Annotated in this window: 25 protein-coding genes; 12 read left to right on the forward strand and 13 right to left on the reverse strand. The window is 67.7% G+C overall.

The features are described from left to right. Window positions 1-3: 3 nt before the first annotated feature. Genes HYG95_RS11820 through HYG95_RS11830 form a run of 3 tightly spaced genes read right to left on the reverse strand, consistent with a single transcriptional unit; the run spans window position 4 to window position 3,801 of the window. Window positions 4-1,770 carry an SDR family oxidoreductase gene (locus tag HYG95_RS11820; RefSeq protein WP_181698018.1) on the reverse strand — a complete coding sequence of 589 codons (1,767 nt, stop codon included), beginning with the start codon at window positions 1,768-1,770 and terminating at the stop codon, window positions 4-6. 40 nt (window positions 1,771-1,810) lie between these two features. Then, window positions 1,811-2,905 carry a PDR/VanB family oxidoreductase gene (locus HYG95_RS11825; protein WP_181698019.1) on the reverse strand — a complete coding sequence of 365 codons (1,095 nt, stop codon included), beginning with the start codon at window positions 2,903-2,905 and terminating at the stop codon, window positions 1,811-1,813. Further along, on the reverse strand, window positions 2,902-3,801 hold the full coding sequence (locus HYG95_RS11830) for a metal-dependent hydrolase (RefSeq protein WP_181698020.1): 900 nt from the start codon (window positions 3,799-3,801) through the stop codon (window positions 2,902-2,904). The genes HYG95_RS11825 and HYG95_RS11830 overlap by 4 nt, the downstream gene beginning before the upstream one ends. 478 nt (window positions 3,802-4,279) lie before the next feature. Between HYG95_RS11830 and HYG95_RS11835 the strand changes: the two genes are divergently transcribed. The 4 genes from HYG95_RS11835 to HYG95_RS11850 are packed head-to-tail and all read left to right on the forward strand — an operon-like array spanning window position 4,280 to window position 6,995. Further along, on the forward strand, window positions 4,280-4,618 hold the full coding sequence (locus HYG95_RS11835; RefSeq protein WP_181698021.1) for a plasmid stabilization protein: 339 nt from the start codon (window positions 4,280-4,282) through the stop codon (window positions 4,616-4,618). Between the two features lie 16 nt (window positions 4,619-4,634). Continuing rightward, the gene (locus HYG95_RS11840) at window positions 4,635-5,594 is read left to right on the forward strand and encodes a TIGR03557 family F420-dependent LLM class oxidoreductase (protein WP_181698022.1); all 960 of its coding nucleotides are present in this window, start codon (window positions 4,635-4,637) and stop codon (window positions 5,592-5,594) included. A gap of 7 nt (window positions 5,595-5,601) precedes the next feature. Beyond that, on the forward strand, window positions 5,602-6,381 hold the full coding sequence (locus HYG95_RS11845) for a DUF72 domain-containing protein (RefSeq protein ID WP_181698023.1): 780 nt from the start codon (window positions 5,602-5,604) through the stop codon (window positions 6,379-6,381). Beyond that, window positions 6,378-6,995 carry a UdgX family uracil-DNA binding protein gene (locus HYG95_RS11850; protein ID WP_181698024.1) on the forward strand — a complete coding sequence of 206 codons (618 nt, stop codon included), beginning with the start codon at window positions 6,378-6,380 and terminating at the stop codon, window positions 6,993-6,995. The genes HYG95_RS11845 and HYG95_RS11850 overlap by 4 nt, the downstream gene beginning before the upstream one ends. Here HYG95_RS11850 and HYG95_RS11855 read toward each other — a convergent pair whose 3' ends face one another. Further along, on the reverse strand, window positions 6,996-9,029 hold the full coding sequence (locus HYG95_RS11855; RefSeq protein ID WP_181698025.1) for a CocE/NonD family hydrolase: 2,034 nt from the start codon (window positions 9,027-9,029) through the stop codon (window positions 6,996-6,998). A 146-nt stretch (window positions 9,030-9,175) separates the two neighbouring features. Between HYG95_RS11855 and HYG95_RS11860 the strand changes: the two genes are divergently transcribed. Further along, window positions 9,176-9,820: a TetR/AcrR family transcriptional regulator gene (locus tag HYG95_RS11860; protein ID WP_181698026.1), complete on the forward strand. Its 645-nt coding sequence runs from the start codon at window positions 9,176-9,178 to the stop codon at window positions 9,818-9,820. Between the two features lie 8 nt (window positions 9,821-9,828). Here HYG95_RS11860 and HYG95_RS11865 read toward each other — a convergent pair whose 3' ends face one another. Continuing rightward, window positions 9,829-10,134, reverse strand: a complete 306-nt coding sequence (locus HYG95_RS11865; protein WP_181698027.1) for a hypothetical protein — start codon at window positions 10,132-10,134, stop codon at window positions 9,829-9,831. A gap of 370 nt (window positions 10,135-10,504) precedes the next feature. Between HYG95_RS11865 and HYG95_RS11870 the strand changes: the two genes are divergently transcribed. The 4 genes from HYG95_RS11870 to HYG95_RS11885 are packed head-to-tail and all read left to right on the forward strand — an operon-like array spanning window position 10,505 to window position 13,395. Next, window positions 10,505-11,374, forward strand: a complete 870-nt coding sequence (locus tag HYG95_RS11870) for a nuclease (protein WP_181698028.1) — start codon at window positions 10,505-10,507, stop codon at window positions 11,372-11,374. Between the two features lie 36 nt (window positions 11,375-11,410). After that, a complete protein-coding gene (locus tag HYG95_RS11875; protein ID WP_067642265.1) occupies window positions 11,411-11,629 on the forward strand; it encodes a three-helix bundle dimerization domain-containing protein in 219 nt (72 codons plus the stop codon). A gap of 57 nt (window positions 11,630-11,686) precedes the next feature. Further along, on the forward strand, window positions 11,687-12,772 hold the full coding sequence (locus HYG95_RS11880) for an S-(hydroxymethyl)mycothiol dehydrogenase (RefSeq protein ID WP_181698029.1): 1,086 nt from the start codon (window positions 11,687-11,689) through the stop codon (window positions 12,770-12,772). After that, entirely contained in the window at window positions 12,769-13,395 is a 627-nt protein-coding gene (locus HYG95_RS11885; protein WP_181698030.1) for an MBL fold metallo-hydrolase, read from the forward strand. Before HYG95_RS11880 ends, HYG95_RS11885 begins: the two co-directional genes overlap by 4 nt. 26 nt (window positions 13,396-13,421) lie before the next feature. Here the strand turns inward: HYG95_RS11885 and HYG95_RS11890 are convergent, their stop codons facing one another. After that, complete coding sequence (locus tag HYG95_RS11890; protein ID WP_181698031.1) at window positions 13,422-13,811, reverse strand: DUF6223 family protein; 390 nt, start codon at window positions 13,809-13,811, stop codon at window positions 13,422-13,424. A 528-nt stretch (window positions 13,812-14,339) separates the two neighbouring features. Here HYG95_RS11890 and HYG95_RS11895 point away from each other — a divergent pair. Together HYG95_RS11895 and HYG95_RS11900 are read left to right on the forward strand one after the other, a co-directional pair. Next, window positions 14,340-15,428 (forward strand): sensor histidine kinase, encoded by a 1,089-nt coding sequence (locus HYG95_RS11895; protein ID WP_181698032.1) that lies wholly within the window; start codon window positions 14,340-14,342, stop codon window positions 15,426-15,428. Then, window positions 15,425-16,087, forward strand: coding sequence for a response regulator transcription factor (locus tag HYG95_RS11900; protein ID WP_181698033.1), 663 nt, complete (start codon window positions 15,425-15,427; stop codon window positions 16,085-16,087). The genes HYG95_RS11895 and HYG95_RS11900 overlap by 4 nt, the downstream gene beginning before the upstream one ends. A gap of 185 nt (window positions 16,088-16,272) precedes the next feature. Here HYG95_RS11900 and HYG95_RS11905 read toward each other — a convergent pair whose 3' ends face one another. The 7 genes from HYG95_RS11905 to HYG95_RS11935 all read right to left on the reverse strand — a co-directional run bounded on the left by HYG95_RS11905 (window position 16,273) and on the right by HYG95_RS11935 (window position 20,434). After that, window positions 16,273-16,608 (reverse strand): hypothetical protein, encoded by a 336-nt coding sequence (locus HYG95_RS11905; protein ID WP_181698034.1) that lies wholly within the window; start codon window positions 16,606-16,608, stop codon window positions 16,273-16,275. A gap of 26 nt (window positions 16,609-16,634) precedes the next feature. Beyond that, window positions 16,635-17,876 (reverse strand): oxygenase MpaB family protein, encoded by a 1,242-nt coding sequence (locus tag HYG95_RS11910; protein WP_181698035.1) that lies wholly within the window; start codon window positions 17,874-17,876, stop codon window positions 16,635-16,637. A 466-nt stretch (window positions 17,877-18,342) separates the two neighbouring features. Further along, entirely contained in the window at window positions 18,343-18,741 is a 399-nt protein-coding gene (locus tag HYG95_RS11915) for a DUF4870 domain-containing protein (protein ID WP_181698036.1), read from the reverse strand. Window positions 18,742-18,810: 69 nt separating this feature from the next. After that, entirely contained in the window at window positions 18,811-19,230 is a 420-nt protein-coding gene (locus HYG95_RS11920) for a hypothetical protein (RefSeq protein ID WP_181698037.1), read from the reverse strand. 93 nt (window positions 19,231-19,323) lie between these two features. Further along, window positions 19,324-19,551: a hypothetical protein gene (locus HYG95_RS11925; protein ID WP_181698038.1), complete on the reverse strand. Its 228-nt coding sequence runs from the start codon at window positions 19,549-19,551 to the stop codon at window positions 19,324-19,326. Beyond that, the gene (locus HYG95_RS11930; RefSeq protein WP_181698039.1) at window positions 19,548-20,204 is read right to left on the reverse strand and encodes an RNA polymerase sigma factor; all 657 of its coding nucleotides are present in this window, start codon (window positions 20,202-20,204) and stop codon (window positions 19,548-19,550) included. The genes HYG95_RS11925 and HYG95_RS11930 overlap by 4 nt, the downstream gene beginning before the upstream one ends. Next, the gene (locus tag HYG95_RS11935; RefSeq protein WP_181698040.1) at window positions 20,201-20,434 is read right to left on the reverse strand and encodes a hypothetical protein; all 234 of its coding nucleotides are present in this window, start codon (window positions 20,432-20,434) and stop codon (window positions 20,201-20,203) included. Before HYG95_RS11935 ends, HYG95_RS11930 begins: the two co-directional genes overlap by 4 nt. 88 nt (window positions 20,435-20,522) lie before the next feature. On the opposite strand from HYG95_RS11935, the gene HYG95_RS11940 reads away from it, so the two are divergent. Then, a partial coding sequence (locus HYG95_RS11940; RefSeq protein WP_220139333.1) for a hypothetical protein occupies window positions 20,523-20,866 on the forward strand: 344 nt, incomplete at its 3' end.

Raw genomic sequence — 20,866 nt, forward strand, 5'->3', positions numbered from 1 at the left:
CCCCTACTTGACCAGTTTCATCCGGCGCGCCGCGAAACGCACCGCACCGGGCGCGATCCGGTTCACCCGGTACTGCAACCACGACTCCGGGGTCACCGGCACGATGTCGCGGCGCTCGCGCACGGCACGTACGATCTGATCGGCCACCTTGTCCGGGGTGTAGCCGCGCCGTTCGTAGAGCTTGTCGAACTTGCGCTGAGTCGCGGCCTCCACGTCGGCCGAGACACCCGAGATGCGAGTGGTGGCAACGATATTGGTGTGCACGATGCCAGGGCAGACGGTGGACACGGAGATTCCGCGATCGGCCAGTTCCGCACGCAGGCAGTCGGAGAACATGAACACCGCCGACTTGCTCGTCGCGTAGGCGCTCATATCGCGTTGCGGGCTGTAGGCGGCCATGCTCGACAGGTTCACGATGTGCCCGCCGAGGCCGCGTTCGGCCATGGCCGATCCGAAGGCGCGGCAGCCGTTCACCACGCCGCCGAGGTTGATCCGCAGCACCCGGTCGAACTCCTCGGTGGGGGTGTCGAGGAACCCGCCCGCCTGTCCGACACCGGCGTTGTTGACGAGAATGTCGGGCACACCGTGCGCCGCGATCACCGTCTCGGCATGCTCCCGCACGGCGTCTTCATCGGACACGTCAAGCGGATAAGCGTGGGCGACACCACCTTCGGCAGCGACCAGTTCGGCGGTCCGTTTGGCGCCGAGCTCGTCGATGTCGGAGAGCACCAGCTCGGCGCCGAGCCGGGCGAAGGCGAGCGCGGTCTCGCGGCCGATGCCACTGCCCGCACCGGTGACAACCACGAGGTGATCGTCGAATTCCCTCCGCGTGCGGCCGACTTCGGCGCGCGCCAGCCCACGCGAGATACCGGCACCGGAGAGAGCATCGATGAGTTCGGTGGTGGCGGTGGCCAGCAATTCGGGATGGGAGAACGGCACCCAATGCCCGGCGGGCACGTCGCGCCGCCACAGCCGGTCGGTCCACTTGTGCGAGTCGTCGTAACCGGCCGGGCGCAGGGCGACATCGCGGCCCGCGACGATGAGTTGGACCGGCACGGTGGTGCGACGCTCGCGCGGGGCGAGCAGGCGCTGCACGATATTGGCGCGGTAGATGAGCAGCCCGTCGACCATGTCGCGACGGAAGGTCGGACCGAGCTTCACATTCGCGGCGGGCGTGTCGTTCATGAGGGAAACCGCACGCTGCCAGAACTTTTCGGTACCGATGGCGTTGAACGTCGCGCGCGGCAGGCCCGGAGTCATGAAGAAGAACGTGTAAGCCGAGGACGCCAGCTGAGTCAGCGGCTGCCACACATTGCGCGGTGTGGGCCGCGAGAGCCGGTTGCGTATCCAGGCCGCGATGTGGTCGAGGTTGGGGCCCGACACCGAGGTGAACGAGGCGACCCGCTCGGCGGCCTGCGGTTCGCACACCGCCTCCCAGAGCTGGATCGAACCCCAATCGTGCGCGAGCACATGCACGGGACGGTCGGGGCTCACCGCGTCGATCACCGCGTAGAAGTCACCGGCGAGTTCGTCGAGCCGGAAATCGGCGGTGCGCTGTGTGCGCGTGGAGGCGCCGTGGCCTCGCGTGTCGTAGGCGACCACGTGGAAGCGGTCGGCGAGCAGCGGGATCACCCGCTCCCACAGGTGATGGGTGTCGGGCCAGCCGTGCACGAGCACCACCGTCTCGCCGGCGGGATCACCGTATTCGAACACCGCGATATCGAAGGCACCATTGCGCACGACGCGCTCGTTGGCCGGGTCGATCGTCATACTTTCGGACTCCTCGTGTGGGTAGGTCGCGCAACCGGGCTCACAGGTCGAGCACCAAACGCTCACCGCGGGAACGGGATACGCAAGCGAGCATGTCGCCCGCGGCATGGTCGGTCTCGGAGAGCACGCTCTCTCGATGGTCGGGCTCGCCGCCACGCACGCGGACCACGCAGGTGCGGCAGAAGCCCTGCCTGCACGAGTACGGCTGGTCGGGGCGGACGGTCAGGATGGTGTCGAGCACCGTGCGATCGGCGGGGACGGTGAGGACTTCACCGGTGGAGGCGAATTCGATCTCGAACGGTTCGCCGTCGACGATCGGCGGCGGCGAGAACCGTTCGTAATGCAGTTCCACCTCCGGCATCTCGCGCACCGCGCCGACGACGGCCGAGGTCATCGGGGTGGGGCCGCACGCGTAGATCGCAGTGCCCGGTCCGACGCCGGGCAACAGATCGGCGGCGCCCGGCAGGCCGTGTTCGTCGTCGGTGCGCACGATCACGTGCGGGCCGAAGGCCTCGAGCTCGTCGAGGAACGGGATCGTCGCCCGGCTGCGCCCGCTGTAGACCATGGTCCACTCCACGCCGAGACGGTGGGCGAGCCGGGCCATCGGCAGGATCGGGGTGATGCCGATACCGCCGGCCACGAAATGCAGACGCCGCGCGGGCGAACCGTGGCCGGGCACCACGAAGGGGAACGCGTTGCGTGGTCCACGCACCATCGGCGTGCTGCCCACCGGCAGTTCGTCGTGCACCTCCACCGAGCCGCCTCCGCCGTCGGGGATCCGGCGCACCGCGATGCGGTAGGCGTGCGCGTCGGCGGGGTCACCGCACAGCGAGTACTGCCGCAGGCGGCCAGAGGGCAGCTCGAGATCCAGATGGGCGCCGGGACGCCAGCGCGGCAGCACCCGCCCTTCGGGCGACTCGAGGCGCAGACTCACCACGTCCTGGTCGTGCGCCTCGATCCGGCGTTCGGTGACGACCACCGGCAGCCGGTGGTCGGCGACGCGCGAGCGCGGATCGCGGCGGTTCACCAGCGCACTCCACCGCAGCCGGAAGGTCGCGATCGTGTCGATCACCCGCATTCCCGGGTCGTGCCGATGCTTGCCGTACAGATCACCGGGGAGCTCGCGGACGGTCATGACGCGGCCGCGCGGGCGCCGGGCGAGGCGGCGAGGTAGGCCAGCGCCTGGGCGGTCGACCCGACATTTTCCGGGTTGTACCCCGGCTGGAAGGTCGACAGCGCGCTCACCAGCAGCGACGGCACACCGGGGATCGCACCACGCCACATCGCGCCGAACACACCGGCGAGCAGCCTCGGATACCCGTGGTCGGGCAGCTGCGGATCCTGATGCACGAGGAAACGCGTGCCGCGCAGGAGCAGCGCGAGGAAGATGGGGAACACCAGCGTCATCGTCGCGCCGCGGCGCAGGTAGCCGACACCGAAGTACTCGGCGACATCATGGGCGACGCTGCGGTGCTCGACCTCCTCGGCGCCGTGCCAGCGGAACAGATCGGCCATGCGTGGGTCGGCGCCGAACTTCTCCAGGTCGGCATTGAGCACCCAGTTGCCGAGCCAGGCGAAGAAGTGCTCGAGACAGGCGATGAACGCCAGCCGTTCCACCAGCATCTGCTTGCCCGAGCGACCCTCGCCGCGCTTGCCGAGGGTCACCCGGAACAGGTATTCCATCTGCCGCTCGTACGGCGCGGTATCGACGCCGTTGGCGGCGAGCATGTCGACGAGCACCTTGGCGTGGGTTTCCGCGTGCATGGACTCCTGGCCGATGAAGCCGAGCATGTCCTCGCACAGCTTCTCGTCCTCGACGTAGGCCAGCGCCTCGCGGTAGGTCGCGATGAACATGCGCTCGCCCTCGGGCAGCAGCATGTTCAAAGCGCAGATCAGATGTCCCGCAATGGGTTCGGCGGGCATCCATTGCAAAGGAACGCCGGACCAGTCGAAGGTGACATTGCGCGCGTGCAGCGCGACCCCTCCCGGATCGACGTCCGGTCGGGTGGCACTCCAGCGAAGTAACTTCATCGGTACTCCTCGATCACCGCACGATCGTTGTGCGCCCGGGGCGCGACGGTGCGCCTCGCGGGTTGGTCCTGATCGTACAACTATCCCGTACTCCGCGTAACACCAAAATCCTTCATTCGTGTATCGATGCGAGAAGAAGATCGATCGCTGAGTTATTGCTAACGGCTATCTGGGTATGCTCGATATATGCGGTTAGAAGCCCAGCCACCAGGCGATTGTGGTGGCCGAGCTGCACAAACGCCGTGGCCACCTACCGGTAGCTAACCGGATGCGGAGGGAAGGAGGTGAATGTCATGCTGTGGGACTTCTTCGTAGATTTCGCTCGCGCGATCTTCGACCTTTTCGTCTGATCGCAGACCCAGGCGGGTGACGGGGCCATCGCGGCGCCGTCACCCGTATCTGTTTCGCCAGGTGTTTCCCTCGCCACCCACCGGGTAGGCGGCAACCAGAACGCCCACCACCCAGGAGGTGCAGACTCATGCCGCAGCAAGCGTGGAGCGACAAACGCGAACGTCAGTACAAGGACATCAAGAAATCCGAGCGTGAGCGGGGCCGCAGCGAGGACCGCGCGGAGGAGATCGCCGCCCGCACCGTGAACAAGACCCGCGCCCAGCACGGCGAGACCAAGTCGGGTGGGTCGTCTTCCGGCGGGAAATCCGGCGGCAAGTCCAGTGGCGCCTCCCGTCGCGGCGGCCAGCAGGCGAAGGGCAGCGGCAAGACGCGCGACGAACTGTACGAAGAGGCCCGCCGCCGCAATATCGACGGCCGCTCCAAGATGAACAAGCAGGAACTGGCCAACGCCCTCGGACGCCACTGACCCGGAGAGGTTCGCCATGCAGATCGGATTCAAGTTGGCGGCCGAGGCCTTCGACCCGAACGAGCTGGTCCGCCAGGCCGTTCGGGCCGAGTCCGTCGGCTTCGATTTCGTCGAGATCAGCGATCATTTCCATCCGTGGCTGGACAATCAGGGCCATTCACCGTTCGCCTGGTCGGCGCTCGGCGCGATCGCCGCGCGCACCGATCGCCTCGAGCTCGCGACCGGCGTGACCTGCCCGATCATCCGCTACCACCCCGCGATCATCGCCCAGGCCGCCGCCACCACGGCGCTGCTCTCCGACGGCCGCTTCACTCTCGGGATCGGGTCCGGTGAGCGGCTCAACGAGCACGTGGTCGGCCAGGAATTCCCGCCGGTGCTCGTTCGTCAGCGGATGTTGCGCGAGGCGCTCGAGATCATCCGCCTGCTGTGGCGGGGCGGATACCGCAATTACGACGGTCGATACCTGTCGCTGTCGGACGCGCGGGTCTTCGATCTGCCGGACACACCGCCGAAGATCGCTGTCGCGGCGGGTGGTCCGCGTGCGGCCGAGATCGCCGCCGAACTCGGCGACGGCCTGTTCGCCACCGAACCCGACCCCGACCTGGTACGCACCTACCGGGACTCCGGCGGCATGGGGCCACGCTATGTAGAGGTCGGTGTCGCTTTCGATCCCGACGAGCGCAGGGCCGCGGAGGCCGCGCTGTCAACGAATCGGTGGATGACCGGCGGCTGGAAAGTGATGAGCGAGTTGCCGAATCCGGTGAACTTCGCCGCCGCGTCGACCACCGTGCGAGTGGACGACATGCTCGAGGCGATGGTCTGCGGCAACGACCCCAAGCGCTATGTCGAGGCTGTCCGCAAGGCCACCGACGCCGGCTTCGACCGGGTGGTGCTGATGAACGCGGGCCCCGATGTCGACGCGTTCCTCGATTTCTACAGCAGCGAACTCCAACCGCTGTTGCGCGCGGAGGGCTGAATCGGCGATGCCCCTGCGGATAGGTACCTCCGGTTGGCAATACCGTGATTGGCGCGGTGTGCTGTATCCGGAGGGGCTGCCGATGCGAAGCTGGCTCGAGCACTTCGCGCAGGCCTTCGCGACAGTGGAATCCAACAACGCCTTCTACCGGCTACCGAGCCGGGAAACCTTCGCCGCCTGGCGCGAGCGCACGCCCGCGGATTTCGTTGTCGCGGTGAAGGCCAGCCGGTTCCTCACCCACATCAAACGACTGCGGGAGCCGGAAGAACCGGTGCAGCGCCTGCTCGATCGGGCCGAGGGCCTCGGCGACCGGCTCGGCCCGATCCTGTTGCAGCTGCCACCCACCCTGCGCGCCGACGCGGGCCTGCTCGACGACTGTCTGCGCTGTTTTCCGACCTCGGTGCGCGTGGCGGTGGAACCGAGGCACGAGTCGTGGTGGACCGACGAAATCCGCGATGTCCTGTGTGCACGCGGAGCCGCGCTGTCCTGGGCGGATCGTGATTCCCGGCCGGTGACCCCACTGTGGCGCACCACCGACTGGGCGTATCTCCGCCTGCACGCCGGTCGCGCCAACCCGCCGCCGCACTACGGCAGGCAGGCCTTGAACGGCTGGGTGCACCGTCTGCTCGACACCTTCCCGGCCGACGCCGACTGCTACGTCTACTTCAACAACGACCCCGGCGGGGCGGCCGTGCGCGACGCCGTCACCTTCGCCCACCTGGCCGAGGGCGCGGGCGCCGAGGTGACCCGCGTGCCGGACCTGTCCACCCAGCGAGCCGCCTCATGACCACGACCAAATACCCCGGTGCGGCCGAGTACGTGCCGAGCACCGACGACCTGGCCACCCTCGCGGCCGCCGCCGACGCCTGTCACGGCTGCGACCTCTATCGCGATGCCACCCAGACGGTGTTCGGCGAGGGCGCACCGCACGCGAGCACCGTCCTGATCGGTGAACAACCCGGCAACGAGGAAGACCTCGACGGGCACCCGTTCGTCGGACCGGCCGGACGACTGCTGGACCGCGCGCTCGACGACATCGGCGTCGACCGGAAAACGCTCTACCTCACGAACGCGGTGAAGCATTTCCGCTTCGAGCAGCGCGGCAAACGTCGCATACATCAGCAGCCCCGGCGCACCGAGATCGTCGCCTGCGCACCCTGGCTCACCCGCGAATTGGACGTCATCGCACCGGAACTCGTGATCTGCCTGGGCGCCATCGCCACGCGATCGGTGCTCGGCCCGAAGGCCAAGGTCACCGAATTGCGTGGCCGCACGGTCGAACTCGAACATTTCCGGGTCGGCGCGACGGTGCATCCGTCCTCGGTGCTGCGGGCGACCGACCGCACCCAGGCCTACGCCGAGTTCGTCGACGACCTGACCCACCTGTTCGAGCGGGCCTGATCACCAGCCGGGATCGACATCCATCGGCACATTGATCCAGCTCGGCCGCGACGGGTCGAGCTCGAGGTGCTGGGTCCGCAGACCGCTCTCGTTCAGCAGCGGCCGCAGCGGGATCGCGCTGGGGAAGTTGCCCGCGAACACGTCGACACGCAGGCGGTGCCCCGGCAGCAGCACGCCGTCGGTGGCGCGGATGCCGATCTCGATGGTCGTCGGCTCACCCGGCACCGTCGGCTGGCGGGTGTCCAGCGTGAGGATGGGGTACGGGTCGGTGTAGTCGCCGTTGGGCGAACGGGTGGACTTGGCCTCGTCGATCGCCCGCAGCGACGCCATCAGCTGACCCTGCGACCAGACCGTCGAACGCCCGTCCGGCGCAACATCGTTGACGGTGACGGTCCAGTACCCGTCGGTGGTGTCGAGCACCGTGTTCAGGTGCGCGGCGATCGCCCCGGAGATCCGTGTCGGCTTGTCGACCGGCGCGGTGGTGAAGGTGAGCGCGGCACCCTCGCTGATCCGGGCATCCTTTACACACACATCGGGCAGCGGAACGAGTCCGGCGGTGCCCTGTGCGGCATCACGCGAACAGATCGTCGACAAACTCGGATCCACCGAAAGACGCTGTGCCCCACCGGGAGCGGTGACAAGACTGCCGTCGTGACGCGCACCGGGCGCGGTCCCCGACGACGCGGCGTCCAGATACATCCGGCGGTACTCCATGCCGGGGCGCGGGAACGACACATCGGTGGTCCACTGCTCGCTGCCCTGCTGCCACAGCGTCACCGGGTCGTACCGGTCGATGCCGTTGTCGATGCCCTTGAGCCACTTGTCGAACCACGCGCGCTGCAATGCCTCGAGCGGCGCGGGCGCACCCGGCTGACCGAGTCCCGAGCTCACGGTCACGTGGTAAACGTTGCCCATGACGAGCTTCTTCTGCTCGGCCGGCACATCGAGCGCGTTGTAGATGCGCGGGGTCGAGTAGGTGAAGATGTCGTGCCAGCCGCCGTAGAGGAACGCGGGCACCTGAACCTTCTCCGGCTGCCCGACCCATGCGGTGCGCAGGGCTGAATCGTCGTCGAGGATCGCCGACATCTCCGGCGGGATCTGCTCGACGGTCGGAGTGGTCAGGGCGGCGATGAGCACATTGAAGAAGGTGAACGGGTCGCGCACCCGGTCGGCCAGCCATACCCAGTCGAACTTGCCCGCCAGGATCGAAACCATGTCGGGCAGTAGTTTGGCGCCGTCGACCGCGAGCAGCCAGGCCGGGATGAAGCCGACGCCGAGTGCGCCACCGGGCGCGGCGACATCGCGGATCAGGTCGCTACCGGGCACCACCGGGAAGATCGCCTTCAGCGCCTCGGGCTGACGCTGAGCGGTGTGCAGCTGGTTGATCCCCGAATAGGAGATGCCGCTCATCCCGATCTTGCCGTCCGACCAGCGCTGTTTCGCCGCCCAGTCCACCACCTCGACGCCGTCGAGTTGCTCGCGTTCACCGAACACCTGCCAGGTGCCCTGCGAGAACCCGGTGCCACGCACGTCGACGACCACCTGGGTGTATCCACCGCGGATCAGATTGCGGTCGACACCGAAGGTGCGCGCCGCGCCGCCGGGCAGCGCCTTCATCATGTCGCTGAGGCTGCTGAAGCCGAACGGCGAGAAGTCGAGGTTCTGCAGGACCGGCATCAGCAGATCCGACAGGCCGGGCACCGCGAGCGCCGAGTCCGCGATGTTGGACACCAGCTTGGTGTAGGGCGTCATATTGACGATCGTCGGCGTAGGCTCGGCGATGGGCTGACCGTCGGCACCGGCCGGGTGATAGACGTTGGCTTTCAATACCGTGCCGTCGCTCATCGTGATGGGGACGTCCCACTCGATGAAAACGTTGGGGTACTGCTGGGGGCCGGTATGGGTTGCCACGAACTGGGCGTCGAGTCCTTCGGCGGCCGGTGCGGCCGAGCCCATCGGCGCGGATGCCACCGCACCTGCCAATACGACGACCGACGCCATCAGCGCCGCCAGTCGCCCACGATATTTGCCCATACCTCGACGTCAGCCCTCCCGCTATCGGGAACCGTGTCGTTCCCGTACCGGAAAGTAACGTAGCCTGTGTCACACGCGATCGCAACGATGTGCTCTCCGCCGCCCGCCGACCAGCGTCATCACCTCCACCTGACACAATCACCCCTGTGACTGCGCCCGGATTCGACGCCGACGGTCGCCGGTACCGGGGCGCCGCCCCCGGACAACGCCAGCAGGAACGCCGTGCCCGGCTCATCGAAGCCGCCACCGAAGCATTCGGCACCGAGGGATACCGCAACACCACGGTGACCACGATCTGCGCGGCCGCCGGCGTCGGGAAGCGGTACTTCTACGAATCCTTCAGCGACAGTGAGGATTTGCTGCTCGAGGTGTACCGCGAGATCGCAGCGCGGATGATCGAGTCGATCCACGCGGGCATCAGCACGGCCGACACCGATGTGACGACTCAGGTCCGGGTGGCGCTGGCCGCCTACTTCCAGCTCATCCACGACGACCCGCGCGTGCCGCGCATCGCCTTCTTCGAGATCCTCGGCGTGAGTCCCGCCGTCGACCGGGCTTACCGCGACGTGCTCGACGCACTGGTCGACATCTGCCTCGCCCTGCTCACCCCGCACGTCGACCACGACGCCCACCCGGCGGTGAGCGTGCGCACGGTGCTGCTCGGGCTGGTCGGGGCGATCGTCATCATCGCCCAGCAGTGGGTGCTGTCGGACTACCGTCAGCCGATCGGTGACGTGGTCGACAGCGCGTGCCTGGTGGTCGGCGCGGTGCTGGAACGCCTTAGCCTTTAGCGGCCGGCTCAGGGCACCGTCAGCACGGCGAGCACGACGAGAACATCCACCAGGCCGCAGAATTCGGCGAACGACCGGGCGACGGTGCGGTCGGCGCGACGATGCCCGTAGTCCCACAGGCCGTGGGCGATCCAGCCCGCGGCGACCGCGATGCGGGCCGCGCCGAGGTCGGCGTGCTGGGCGAATACGGCTGTGGCGGTGAACAGGACGAATCCCACGAGCTGGAGGACGAAGGCGCGGTCGACCCGTCTCGTCAGGGCCGCCCAGAGCACCGCGGCGGCGGCGATCACGGACAGCGCGGCGGTGGTCGGCACCCGATCCTGGGTTTCGAGAGGACGAACACGAAGGTCAGCGCACCGAGGATCGCCCAGGTGTAGGTCGCCGCACTTCCCGTTCCGACATCGAGCACCTCCACTGGTCACCACCAGCCGGGCGGTGGGTAACCGCACGACCTACCCGCATCGGGCCGTACAACAGTCTGCTCGCACCCGCCTACATCGGTCGAGCGGAAAGCAAGTGAATGGCCTCCGCCTCGGGTCCGGCCGGGGCACGGGTGCCGGTAGCGCCGGGATGAACAGCGGGCGACCATCGCGTTCGCTGTATTGCCTTGTTCGGCAAGGCGAGTCGAGACTTGGGCCACGCCCGCGCCGTTCTGTGCGATCCAGCCGAGCCGAAAGACCCGCGATGCCCTTTCTGCTGATCTCCGGTGTCTTCGTTGCCAAAGGCGCTGCGCCCGACGGTGATTCGGTGCGGTTTCGTCCCGACGATCCGGCCCTGTGGGACCGGGTCGGCGGCCCGCACCGGGTCAAACGCAATGCTTCGGGTGCCGCCCAGTTGCGGCTGGACGGCATCGACTCCCTCGAGACGCATTACACGCCCCGCCACGGCACCCGCACGCATCAGCCGTTGCCGCTGGCGCGCGCCGCGGCCGACGAGTTGCTGGCATGGCTCGGCTTCACCGGCGTGGTCCGCAACGACAGCGAGACCGTGACCAGCGCCGACCAGGCCGAGGTGCCCGGTTTCATCCTCACTCGCGGCGCCGATCTGCACGGCCGGTGCGTAGCGTTCGCCGGGCGGGGTCCCGCACCGGGCAGCTCCGGTGCCGAGCTATTCGTCGACGTGGCGCTGCTCCGGCTCACTCTCAACCACCATCAGCTGGCGACCGGTCTGGCCTATCCCACGTTCTATCGCAGCCTGTTCCCCGCCCTGCGCGCGGAGTTCACCGCGGTGTCGGAGGCCGCGGCGGCCGGTTCGCTCGGCGTGTGGGCTGCCGACGCCACCACGACCGGTGCCGCCATCACCTCGCCGAGTTCCCTGTCCGACGACATCGTCGTGCTGCCGAAGTTGTTCCGCCGCCTCGCCGACTACCTCGAACTCGGCGACGGCGACCTCTCCCTCGACGGCTTCCCCGCCTTCCTCGCGCAGGCTGCCGACCGTTTCTTCATCATCTCCACCGGCCACTCCACCACCGGCTTGGACGCGATCACCGTGATCGACGGGTCAACGGTTCGCCTCACCCACCCGCCGACCGATCTGGTTTTCGACGAGAAGTAGCTGTTGCCCGGCGCTCGGATCGGGTAACCCACCGATATGACTACTCACGAGCAGCAGCAACTCGACGAGGTCATCGAACGGTTGACCATCCGGTACCCGAACATTCCCCCCGAAGAGATCACCGACATCGTGCGCGAGACGTACCAGCATTTCGGATCGGCGCAGGTGCGCGACTTCGTTCCCCTGCTCGTCGAGCACCACGTGAAGGACGAGCTCGGCACGCCGACCGGGGACATTCCGCCGATCCCGGATTGAATCCGGCGCGGGCCCGGCTAGCGTGGAGGCCACCACGCAAACCATTAGGAGGTCCGCATGCCTGAATCAGTGCGCGGTGTCGTCGCTCTCACGAAGAACGCGCCCGTGGAAACCGTCGACATCGTGATTCCCGACCCGGGACCGCACGATGTGGTGGTCCGGGTGCAGGCGTGCGGGGTGTGCCACACCGATCTGCACTACCGCGAGGGCGGGATCAACGACGAGTTCCCGTTCCTGCTCGGGCACGAGGCGGCCGGTGTCGTCGAATCGGTCGGCGAGGCGGTAACCCACGTGGTCGAGGGCGATTTCGTCGTCCTGAACTGGCGCGCGGTCTGCGGTGAGTGCCGTGCGTGTCGGCGTGGCCGCCCGTGGTACTGCTTCGACACCCACAACGCGAGCGTCCCGATGACGCTCGCCGACGGCACCCCGCTCACCCCGGCGCTGGGTATCGGCGCCTTCGCCGACAAGACGCTGGTACACGAAAAGCAGTGCACGCGAGTCGATCCCGGCACCGACCCGGCCGTCGCGGGCCTGCTCGGCTGCGGTGTGATGGCCGGTATCGGCGCCGCCATGAACACCGGTTCGGTCTCGCGCGGCGACAGCGTCGCCGTGATCGGGTGCGGTGGGGTGGGTGACGCCGCGATCGCCGGTGCGAACCTCGCGGGCGCGGGCACCATCATCGCGATCGACCGTGATGCGCGGAAGCTGGAGTGGGCCAAGGACTTCGGCGCCACCCACACGATCGATGCCACCAGCGGCGACGTGGTGGAACAGATCAAAGACCTGACCGACGGTTTCGGTGCCGACGTGGTGATCGACGCGGTCGGCAGGCCGGAGACCTGGAAGCAGGCGTTCTACGGCCGCGACCTCGCGGGCACCGTGGTGCTCGTCGGCGTCCCGACCCCGGACATGAGCCTCGACATGCCCCTGATCGACCTGTTCTCGCACGGCGGTTCGCTGAAATCGTCGTGGTACGGCGACTGCCTGCCCGAGCGCGACTTCCCCATGCTCATCGACCTGTACCGGCAGGGCCGACTGCCACTGGACCGGTTCGTCACCGAACGCATCGGCATCGATGACGTCGAGGCTTCCTTCACCGCCATGGGCGAGGGTCGCGTGCTGCGCTCGGTGGTGGTCTGGTGAGCGCCCGCATCGAAAAGGTCGTCACCTCCGGCACTTTCAGCCTCGACGGCGGCACCTGGGACGTCGACAACAATGTGTGGCTGATCGGTGACGACGACGAGGTGCTGGTGATCGACGCCGCCCACGACGCCGACGCCATCGCCGCCGCCGTCGGCAATCGGAACGTCACCGCGATCCTGTGCACGCACGGTCACAACGACCACGTCACCGTCGCCCCCGACCTGGCCACCCGCCTGGACGCCCCCATCCTCCTCCACCCCGGCGACGAACCGCTGTGGCGGATGACCCACCCGTCCGTCGGCTACCGCTCCCTCGACGGCACCGACCGAATCACGGTGGCGGGCACCGACATCGACATCCTGCACACCCCGGGCCACTCCCCCGGTTCGGTCTCCCTGTACGCCCCCGACCTCGCGGCCCTCTTCACCGGCGACACCCTGTTCTCCGGTGGGCCGGGAGCGACCGGGCGATCCTTCTCCGATTTCGACACGATCATCGATTCGATCCGGGACCGGTTGCTCACCCTCCCGGAGGACACGGCGGTCAACACCGGTCACGGTGACAGCACGACGATCGGGGCGGAGAAACCGTCGCTCGCGGAGTGGATCGCGCGAGGTCACTGAGCCCCCGGTGAGCACGGCCCGTCGCGTCAGCCGACACGACGGGCGCGGGCGAGCGAAAGCCCGCCGACGACCACGCTCGCCAGCCCGAAGGCAATCGCCACGACGCCCCCGCCGAGACCGTTCCCGGTGCCGAGCCCTCCTTCGGCCGTGGCGACTACCCAGGCGCCACCGACGATGGCGATCAGTCCCGCGACCAGAGCGAATACCGCTCTGGTCGCGGCGGGCCGGGCCAGCGCCCAGCCACCCGCGAGCACACCGAGCAGGCCGATGACCGCGGCCGATGACGCGACGAGACGACCGGAAGTCATCCCGTAGGACGCGGCGAGCGCAGTCGCTGCCGAAGCGGGGGCGGCCGTGCCGACGGCAAGCGGGGCGGTGACAGCGAGCGCGGCCAGGGCGCGAATCAAGGTGGGCATGATGTTCTCCTTCGTGTGGACGTGTCAGTGAGATGCACGACTGGGCGGTCGTTGCACGCGCCGAAATCGATGTGGACGCGGCACCGGCCGATCGCCGACTGCGAACCGGAGGCGGAATCACCGCGTGGCGACGATCGACCTGCTTCGGAGTACGCCTCGCACGAGCGGCGCAGCCCACGAGCCGATGCGCCACCATCGACCTCCCCGGATGTCGAGGAGCGTCCCACCGCCGCGGGTGGTGGCGATCGGTTTTTGGAGTGCGCCGACGGGCGAGCGATATCGTTCACCGCGCCGATGTGCCGCCGTCGCCACCGGCTTCGTGCCGGAGGTCGTCGGCGATCAGCTCAAGAATGGCTGAAGCGCAGGGTCCGGTCGTCATGCCGCAGTGGACAATTCGTGATGCTGCGGATGCGGTACCGACGGAGCGGGGCGGAGCCGTTCTTCGCTCGGAGTACCGCGTTCGTGGTAGTCGACGAGTCACCCAGCCGGACGACGCGGTCGATAGTGGGTCCGGGCTAGGGTGCACGGATGAGTAGGGCACGGGTGGTCGACTGGGTGGTCGCCGTCGGTGTGGCGGTGGCACTGCTGGTCACCGGGGTGAGCCGGGCGCACGGCAGCCCCGAGTGGCTCGGCTACGCGCTGCTCGTCGCGAGCGGTCTGGCCTTGGCCGGGCGTCGGCGTGCACCGGTGGCCGTGCTGGTGGTGACCGGGTTGTGCGCGGTGGGTTATCAGGCGCTCGGCTTCGACGTACCCGTTGTGGCGTTCCTGTTCGCGGTGTATTTCGCGGTCCGCGCCGGGCACCATGTCGTGACAGTGATCGCGGCCGTCGCCCTGATCGCCGCATTGCCGCTGGCCGCCATGATCACCCTGCACGACACCGCCGCGGCCCTCGCTCGCGGTCGCGACGCACTCGAACTCGCCTGGTTGATCGCGGCGGGCGCGGCCGGTGAGGCCCTGCGGCAGGCCGAGCGCCGCGCCGACGAAGCCGAACGCACGCGCGAGGAGACCGCGCGCCGCCGAGCCGACGAGGAACGCCTGCACATCGCCCGCGAGCTGCACAACTCGCTCACCCACCAGATCTCGGTGATCAAGGTGCAGTCCGAAGCCGCCGTACACGTGGCACGCAAGCGCGGCGAGGACGTGCCCGCCGCCCTCCTCGCCATCCGGGACGCAGGCCGGGAAGCTGCCCGCGACCTGCGGGCGACCTTGACCGCCCTGCGCGACGACGAGGCACCACGTCCCGGCCTCGCCCACCTCGACGACCTGCTGGAACGTGCCTGCGCAGCCGGTGTGGCCACCTCGTTGACCGTCGAGGGCGACCGCACGGACGTGCCGGTGGCCGTCGACCGAACCGTGTACCGCATCGTGCAGGAAGCACTCACCAATACCGCCCGCCACGCCGACGCGACGACCGCGACGGTCCGCGTGGACTATCGAGCGGACGGTCTCGTCATCGACGTCGAGGACAACGGCCGCGCCGCACCCGCCGGCACGGGCGGGGTCGGGCTTCTCGGCATGCGTGAGCGGGTCACCGCACTGGGTGGACGCCTGTATACCGGGCCACTACCGACCGGCGGTTTCGCCGTGCACGCCGAATTACCTTTGGAGCGATCGTGATTCGCGTTCTACTGGTCGACGACCAGCCCCTGATCCGCAGTGGGTTCCGCGCCCTCCTCGATATCGAGGACGATATCGAGGTGGTCGCCGAGGCCGGTGACGGTGGCGAAGGTGTCGAACTGGCCCGTACGCACCTGCCCGATATCGCGCTCGTCGACATCCAGATGCCACACGTCGACGGCATCGAGGCGACCCGCAGAATCGCCGCCGACCCCGCCCTTGCCGACGTGCACGTGGTCATCCTCACCAACTACGGCCTCGACGACTACGTGTTCGAGGCGCTCCGCGCGGGCGCGGCCGGTTTCCTCGTCAAAGACATCGAGCCCGAAGATTTCCTGCACGCCATCCGGGTGGCCGCCCGCGGCGATGCCCTACTCGCCCCGTCCATCACGCGCCGCCTCATCGCCCGCTATGTCACCGAACCACCTTCTCCCCCAGTCAGTTCCGGCCTGGAAGAACTCACCACTCGTGAACGCGAGGCCGTCGCCTTGGCGGCACGAGGGCTGTCCAACGACGACATCGCCAACCAGATGTTCATCAGTCCCCACACCGCCAAAACCCACCTCAACCGGGCCATGACCAAACTCCACGCCCGGGACCGAGCCCAACTCGTTGTCTTCGCCTACGAATCGGGCCTGGTCAGTCCCCGCGGCCGCTGAACCCGACCGGTGACGCACGCAGCAGACCTCGGCAACAGTCAGCCACCACAGCAATGCTGCGGTGGCTCGACGTGAGGGGAAGTTCTTCCAGGCCCCTCAGAACGAATGACAGTGCCTGGTCAGGAGACGGAGCTCACTGGCCGCCGCCGGTTCGAGGTGAGCCCTCCGGCGGCGGCAAAGCCGATTCAGCTGTGTGGCAGGGGTTCCGAGTTCGCCACCGTGTAGTGGGCGCGCCCCGGCGAACAAGGGCTGTAGAGCGACGACATGGTGGCGAGGTCGCAGATTCCGCTGGTCAGCATCTGGAAGGGTGTGATGCCGAGCAGAACGATGAGGCCTATCAGGTCGCCGTTCTGGGCGAGGTAGCCGGCCGACTGTGCTGCCGCCGACCCGGCGTCGGCTGCGGACGAACCGGTTTCGGATTCAGTGGCGATCGGTGCCGGTTGTGCGGCGGCGGTGGCCGTCGCGGTGAGTACGCCGGTCGCGACGATCGCGGCGGCGGTGAGGCGGAGGGTGGTACGCATAATGCTCCTCGGTCGGTACGGGTGAATCAGCGTGGGGGAACGCTCATGTCGCGGTTCATGGTCGGGATCTCGATACTGATCGGCAGGCGCAATTCGGCCAGGTAGGTCAGCGCCGCCTTGCGCAGGAACTCGTCGAGCAGCCAGTACGCGTCGGCCACCGGCGGGACGGCACCGAGCACGCCCTCGCGCACGGCGATGAACGGGCCCCAGCTGAAGCGCAGCAACGGATCCCAGACCGGTTCGCGCGGGATGCCGAGACCGTCGGCGATCTTGTCGCCGAGCAGGAAGCGGGTGAACGAGCCGAGCACGGGCTTGGTCAACACAGCCAGGTCGATATTGGCGCCGAGGCTCAGCAACCGGTCGGCGAGTTTCGCGCCCTCCGGGGTGGCGGCGATGATCGGGTCGAGCACTTGTGCCGCTTGAGAATTGGCGGCGGGCCAGGATTTCGGGATGTACTCGTCGCGCACGCCGAGCATGTGCGCGGCCACCTGCCAGCAATGCAGGAACGCTTCCGATTCGTGCTGCGGGATGGGCACTTTCCAGTTGTTCAGATGCTTCATGACCGTGGTCGGCAAGCTGTGCCAGGTGACCATGATGTCGTTCTGGCTGATCGGCACGTCCTCCTCGGCCACGTGCACCCAGTGCGGCGACTGTGGCAGCAGGTGGCGCACCGCCGCGTGCACAAGGCGGGTCTTCACACAGGTGACGACCATTTCGCCATCGGGTGCGTAGGCGTTGGCACTACCGATGTCGTAGCCGAGTTTCGCGGTCTTGGAGATGCGGTCTTCGAGGTCGTGGCCACCCTTGGAGTAGTAGACCGACCGTGCCTCCTTCGGGATGACGGTGCTCATCATCCCGCTGGCGAACCCGTACAGCACCCCGAGATACAGCCCGCGCTTCTTGTTGAATTCGATCGCGGTGTTCAGTTTCCCGTAGTCGGTCCACTGCGGCATCCGCCGCGCGTATTCCATGAAATCCCGCAGTTCCGAGGGCAATCCGTCGGGCAGCGGCTGACCGTTGCGCGTCCAGGTGCGCAGCAGTTCGTTGACCCGCGGCACCTGACCGCTGTCGATCAGCCGTGCCACCACCGGGTCGGCCTCGGGATCCCACACCGTCAACGGGTCGACCCCCGACCCCGACCCGGCGACCGATTCCTCCGGCGACCAACTCCACGGCTCCGGCCGCGCCGTCGTCGCCAACCCCAACGCCCCCAGCGCCCCCAGGACGCCACCAGCTTTCAGCGCATCACGCCTGTTGAGTCCATCCATTGCGTCACTCCTCGTCGAGTACAAGCACACCGCGACCGCAGGGAACGACCGATTCTGGTAGCCCGAGCACGCGCGGAATGAGTATTAACTTAACAGCGACGATCGAGGCTATGCAGGCGTTTTGCCGAGGATGGTCGGCAGCGCTCGATCCCAGAACTCAGCGGGCTATTCGGCCGTAACTTCTCCGATTGCAACCTGTTCTAGCCATATTTTCGACACCAGGGCTGTTATCGACGACGGCCTTGTGCAACGTATACGGTCGCTACCCACAAGGCTGATGACGCCCACCGCTGCCAGAAACAGACAGTCACATAATTCGCAGTCGGCTTCGGAGCCGAGACGGGCGAGAGTCGGGGGCATGCAGGACCGGGCTCCCCGAGCTCCTGCCGGACGGCACCGATGCCGACGGCCCGAGATGGACTCGGGCCGTCGGCTTCTCGGTGTCGTGGTTACTTCGGATACGCGGCTACTTGATCGAGCCGGCCAGCTGATCGGCGTAGGGTGCCGTGAACTTTCCGACGACGGGAAGTTCGGCACGGACACCGCCCTTGTTGTTCGCACCGACCATGGCCATGATCCAGACGACGAGCGCGAAGATTCCGAGCGCGAGCCCGGCGAGGCTGAAGATGATCCCCAAGGCCCCGAGGAGCGAGCCGGCGATGCTCAGGACGATGTTGAGTACCGAGACGGCGCCGAAGAAGACAATGGACTGTGCGGCATGGAATTTCACGTCCGGATCATTCTTTCCCACGAAGAGGAAGATGATTCCGGTCAGCCAGCCCAGCGCGTACGACAGGATCGCGCTGGTCTTCTTGTCCAAGCCGGTGGACGGGGACTGGTTCGGGGGGAGCTGAGAAGATGTCATGGGTTCAGTAGACGGTGTCCCTCGCCGCCTACCGATCCCAACTTTCGACAGAAACCCCAGGTCGCAGAGTCAGGACCGAGCGGGCAGTCCGTTCGGGTAGGCCCAGGCCAGGCGGGTGAGCACCAGCGCCGCCGCCATGAGGCCGAAGTCGCGCAGGGCGATATCGCCGTAGCCGCCCACCATCAGCAGGTCGACGATGATCGTGCCCAGCCAGACCGCGACGAGCGGGGCACCGAGCCGAGGCAGCACCAGGACCGCGATGCCCGCGACGATTTCGATCACGCCGACGATCTGCATGGCGGTGTTCGCATCACCGGGGGCGAGGGTGTCGAACGCGTCGGCGAGATAGCGGGTCCAATCGGCGGTGAGGAGGGTGGTGAACTTGTCGATGCCGAACAGGATCGGCAGGATGCCGAATCCCAGCCGCAGAGCCCAGAAAGCTTGGTAGCCGGGGTCTTTGACGGACACAGCGCGATCGGTGGCGGTCATGGTGTTCTCCTCGAAGTGGGCACGGCCGAGCGTCGGGCCGCGCGGAATGTGGTTCGCAGTGTTTGTTGCGGCGGGCGCGCCGTGTCTTACCGATCAGGACCTGTTCAGGTCCTGGGCGAGCAGCTCGCGCAGGGTCTGCTCCTCCTCGGCGCACGCGCCGCAACCGGCCAGATGGATGCGCATAGCCGGGTCGTCGTAGCCGGGATCGGCGAGACGGCGCTCGACATAGACGTCGATGCGGTCGAAGCACTCGTCGCACGACAGGTAGGGGCTGGTGTCGGTCAGCAGGGCGTCGATCACCGTGGGAGTCGGATCGGTCATGGAGTGCTCCGCTCGGGACGGTTGTCGAGGTGCCCGCTCGCGATCAGGGCGGCGCGCAGCTTCCGGCGGGCGTCGTGGAGTGTTTTGTAGAGGGCGTTGCGGGTGCTGCCCAGCCGCTCGGCCAGCACGTCGATCGGCACCTGCTCCACCACCAGCGACAGCAGAATGCGGCGTTGGTGCGGCGTGAGTTCGCGGGAAATGGCCGCCTCGAGCGCGCGGGCGAGATCGGCGGCGCCGGCGAGGGCGTCCGGGGTGGGTGCGGGGTCGATGTGCCAGGCGAGTGCGTCGGGCAGCAGGATCTCGCGGTGCCGCCACGCCTGCCTGCGCACGGCCACACCCGCGATGTTGACCCCGAATTTGTACGCCCAGGTGGTGAACCTGCTACGCCCTTCGAAGGTCGAAAGTCGTTGCAGGACAGCTACGACAGCATCGTCGGCGCACTGCTGGGCCAAGTCTTCCAGTTCCGCGGCGCCTGCGCCGGGCAGCAGGTCACGCAACCGCCAGATCTGATGCCGGGTAGCGCGCAGCAACACCTCGCGCAACCGCCGCACAGCGTGCCGGCCTGCGGGTCCGTCGTCGACCAGGTCGGTGAGCCATTCCCGATCAGCGTCCGGCCGCACGACCCCCGAGGTGGTCGGCGGCAGCGTACTCATCGCGGATTCTCCGGCAACGGCGCCAGGATCCGCACCGCCAGCTCCGGCGCACAGCCCTGGTCGACGAGCTGCGACAGCGCATGCACATCGACCTCGGGATCGGACGTCACCGTCTCAGCCAACCACGGCGGAAACCCCGACGCCACCAACCACCGGCTGCGCCATTCCCGCACCTCCCCCGGCACGGTGTCGGCCGCGGACAACGCGGCCTGTGTGAGTTGAACAGTCATGATCTCTTGGTGTCGCGGCGACGCCGATTTCTTACCAGGTTGTTCGCGAGGCATTGGCGGGGCGCGCGGCCCGTGGTAGGCATGGAGGATGTCCACGCCGGACGATCCACGTGACGCCTCCCGGTTGCACCGCCTCGCGGGCCGGTGGGCCACCAACGGTCACGTCCTGGCCGACCCACCCATCCCCGTCCTCGGTTTCGACACCTACGACGTCTTCCCCGGCGGCCACTTCCTGATCCACCACATCGACGTCACCGTCGGCGACCAACCGGTCCGCGGTATCGAGATCATCGGCGAACCCGACCCCGACGGCCCCGCCTTCCTCGCCCGCTCCTACGACAACACCGGCAGCACCGAACTGATGCGCGTGGAAATCATCGACACCAACACCTTCCACTTCACCGGCGGCCCCCAAATAGCCACCCCCGCCGC

The organism is Nocardia sp. GTS18 (assembly GCF_013839555.1).
Classification (GTDB): domain Bacteria; phylum Actinomycetota; class Actinomycetes; order Mycobacteriales; family Mycobacteriaceae; genus Nocardia; species Nocardia rosealba.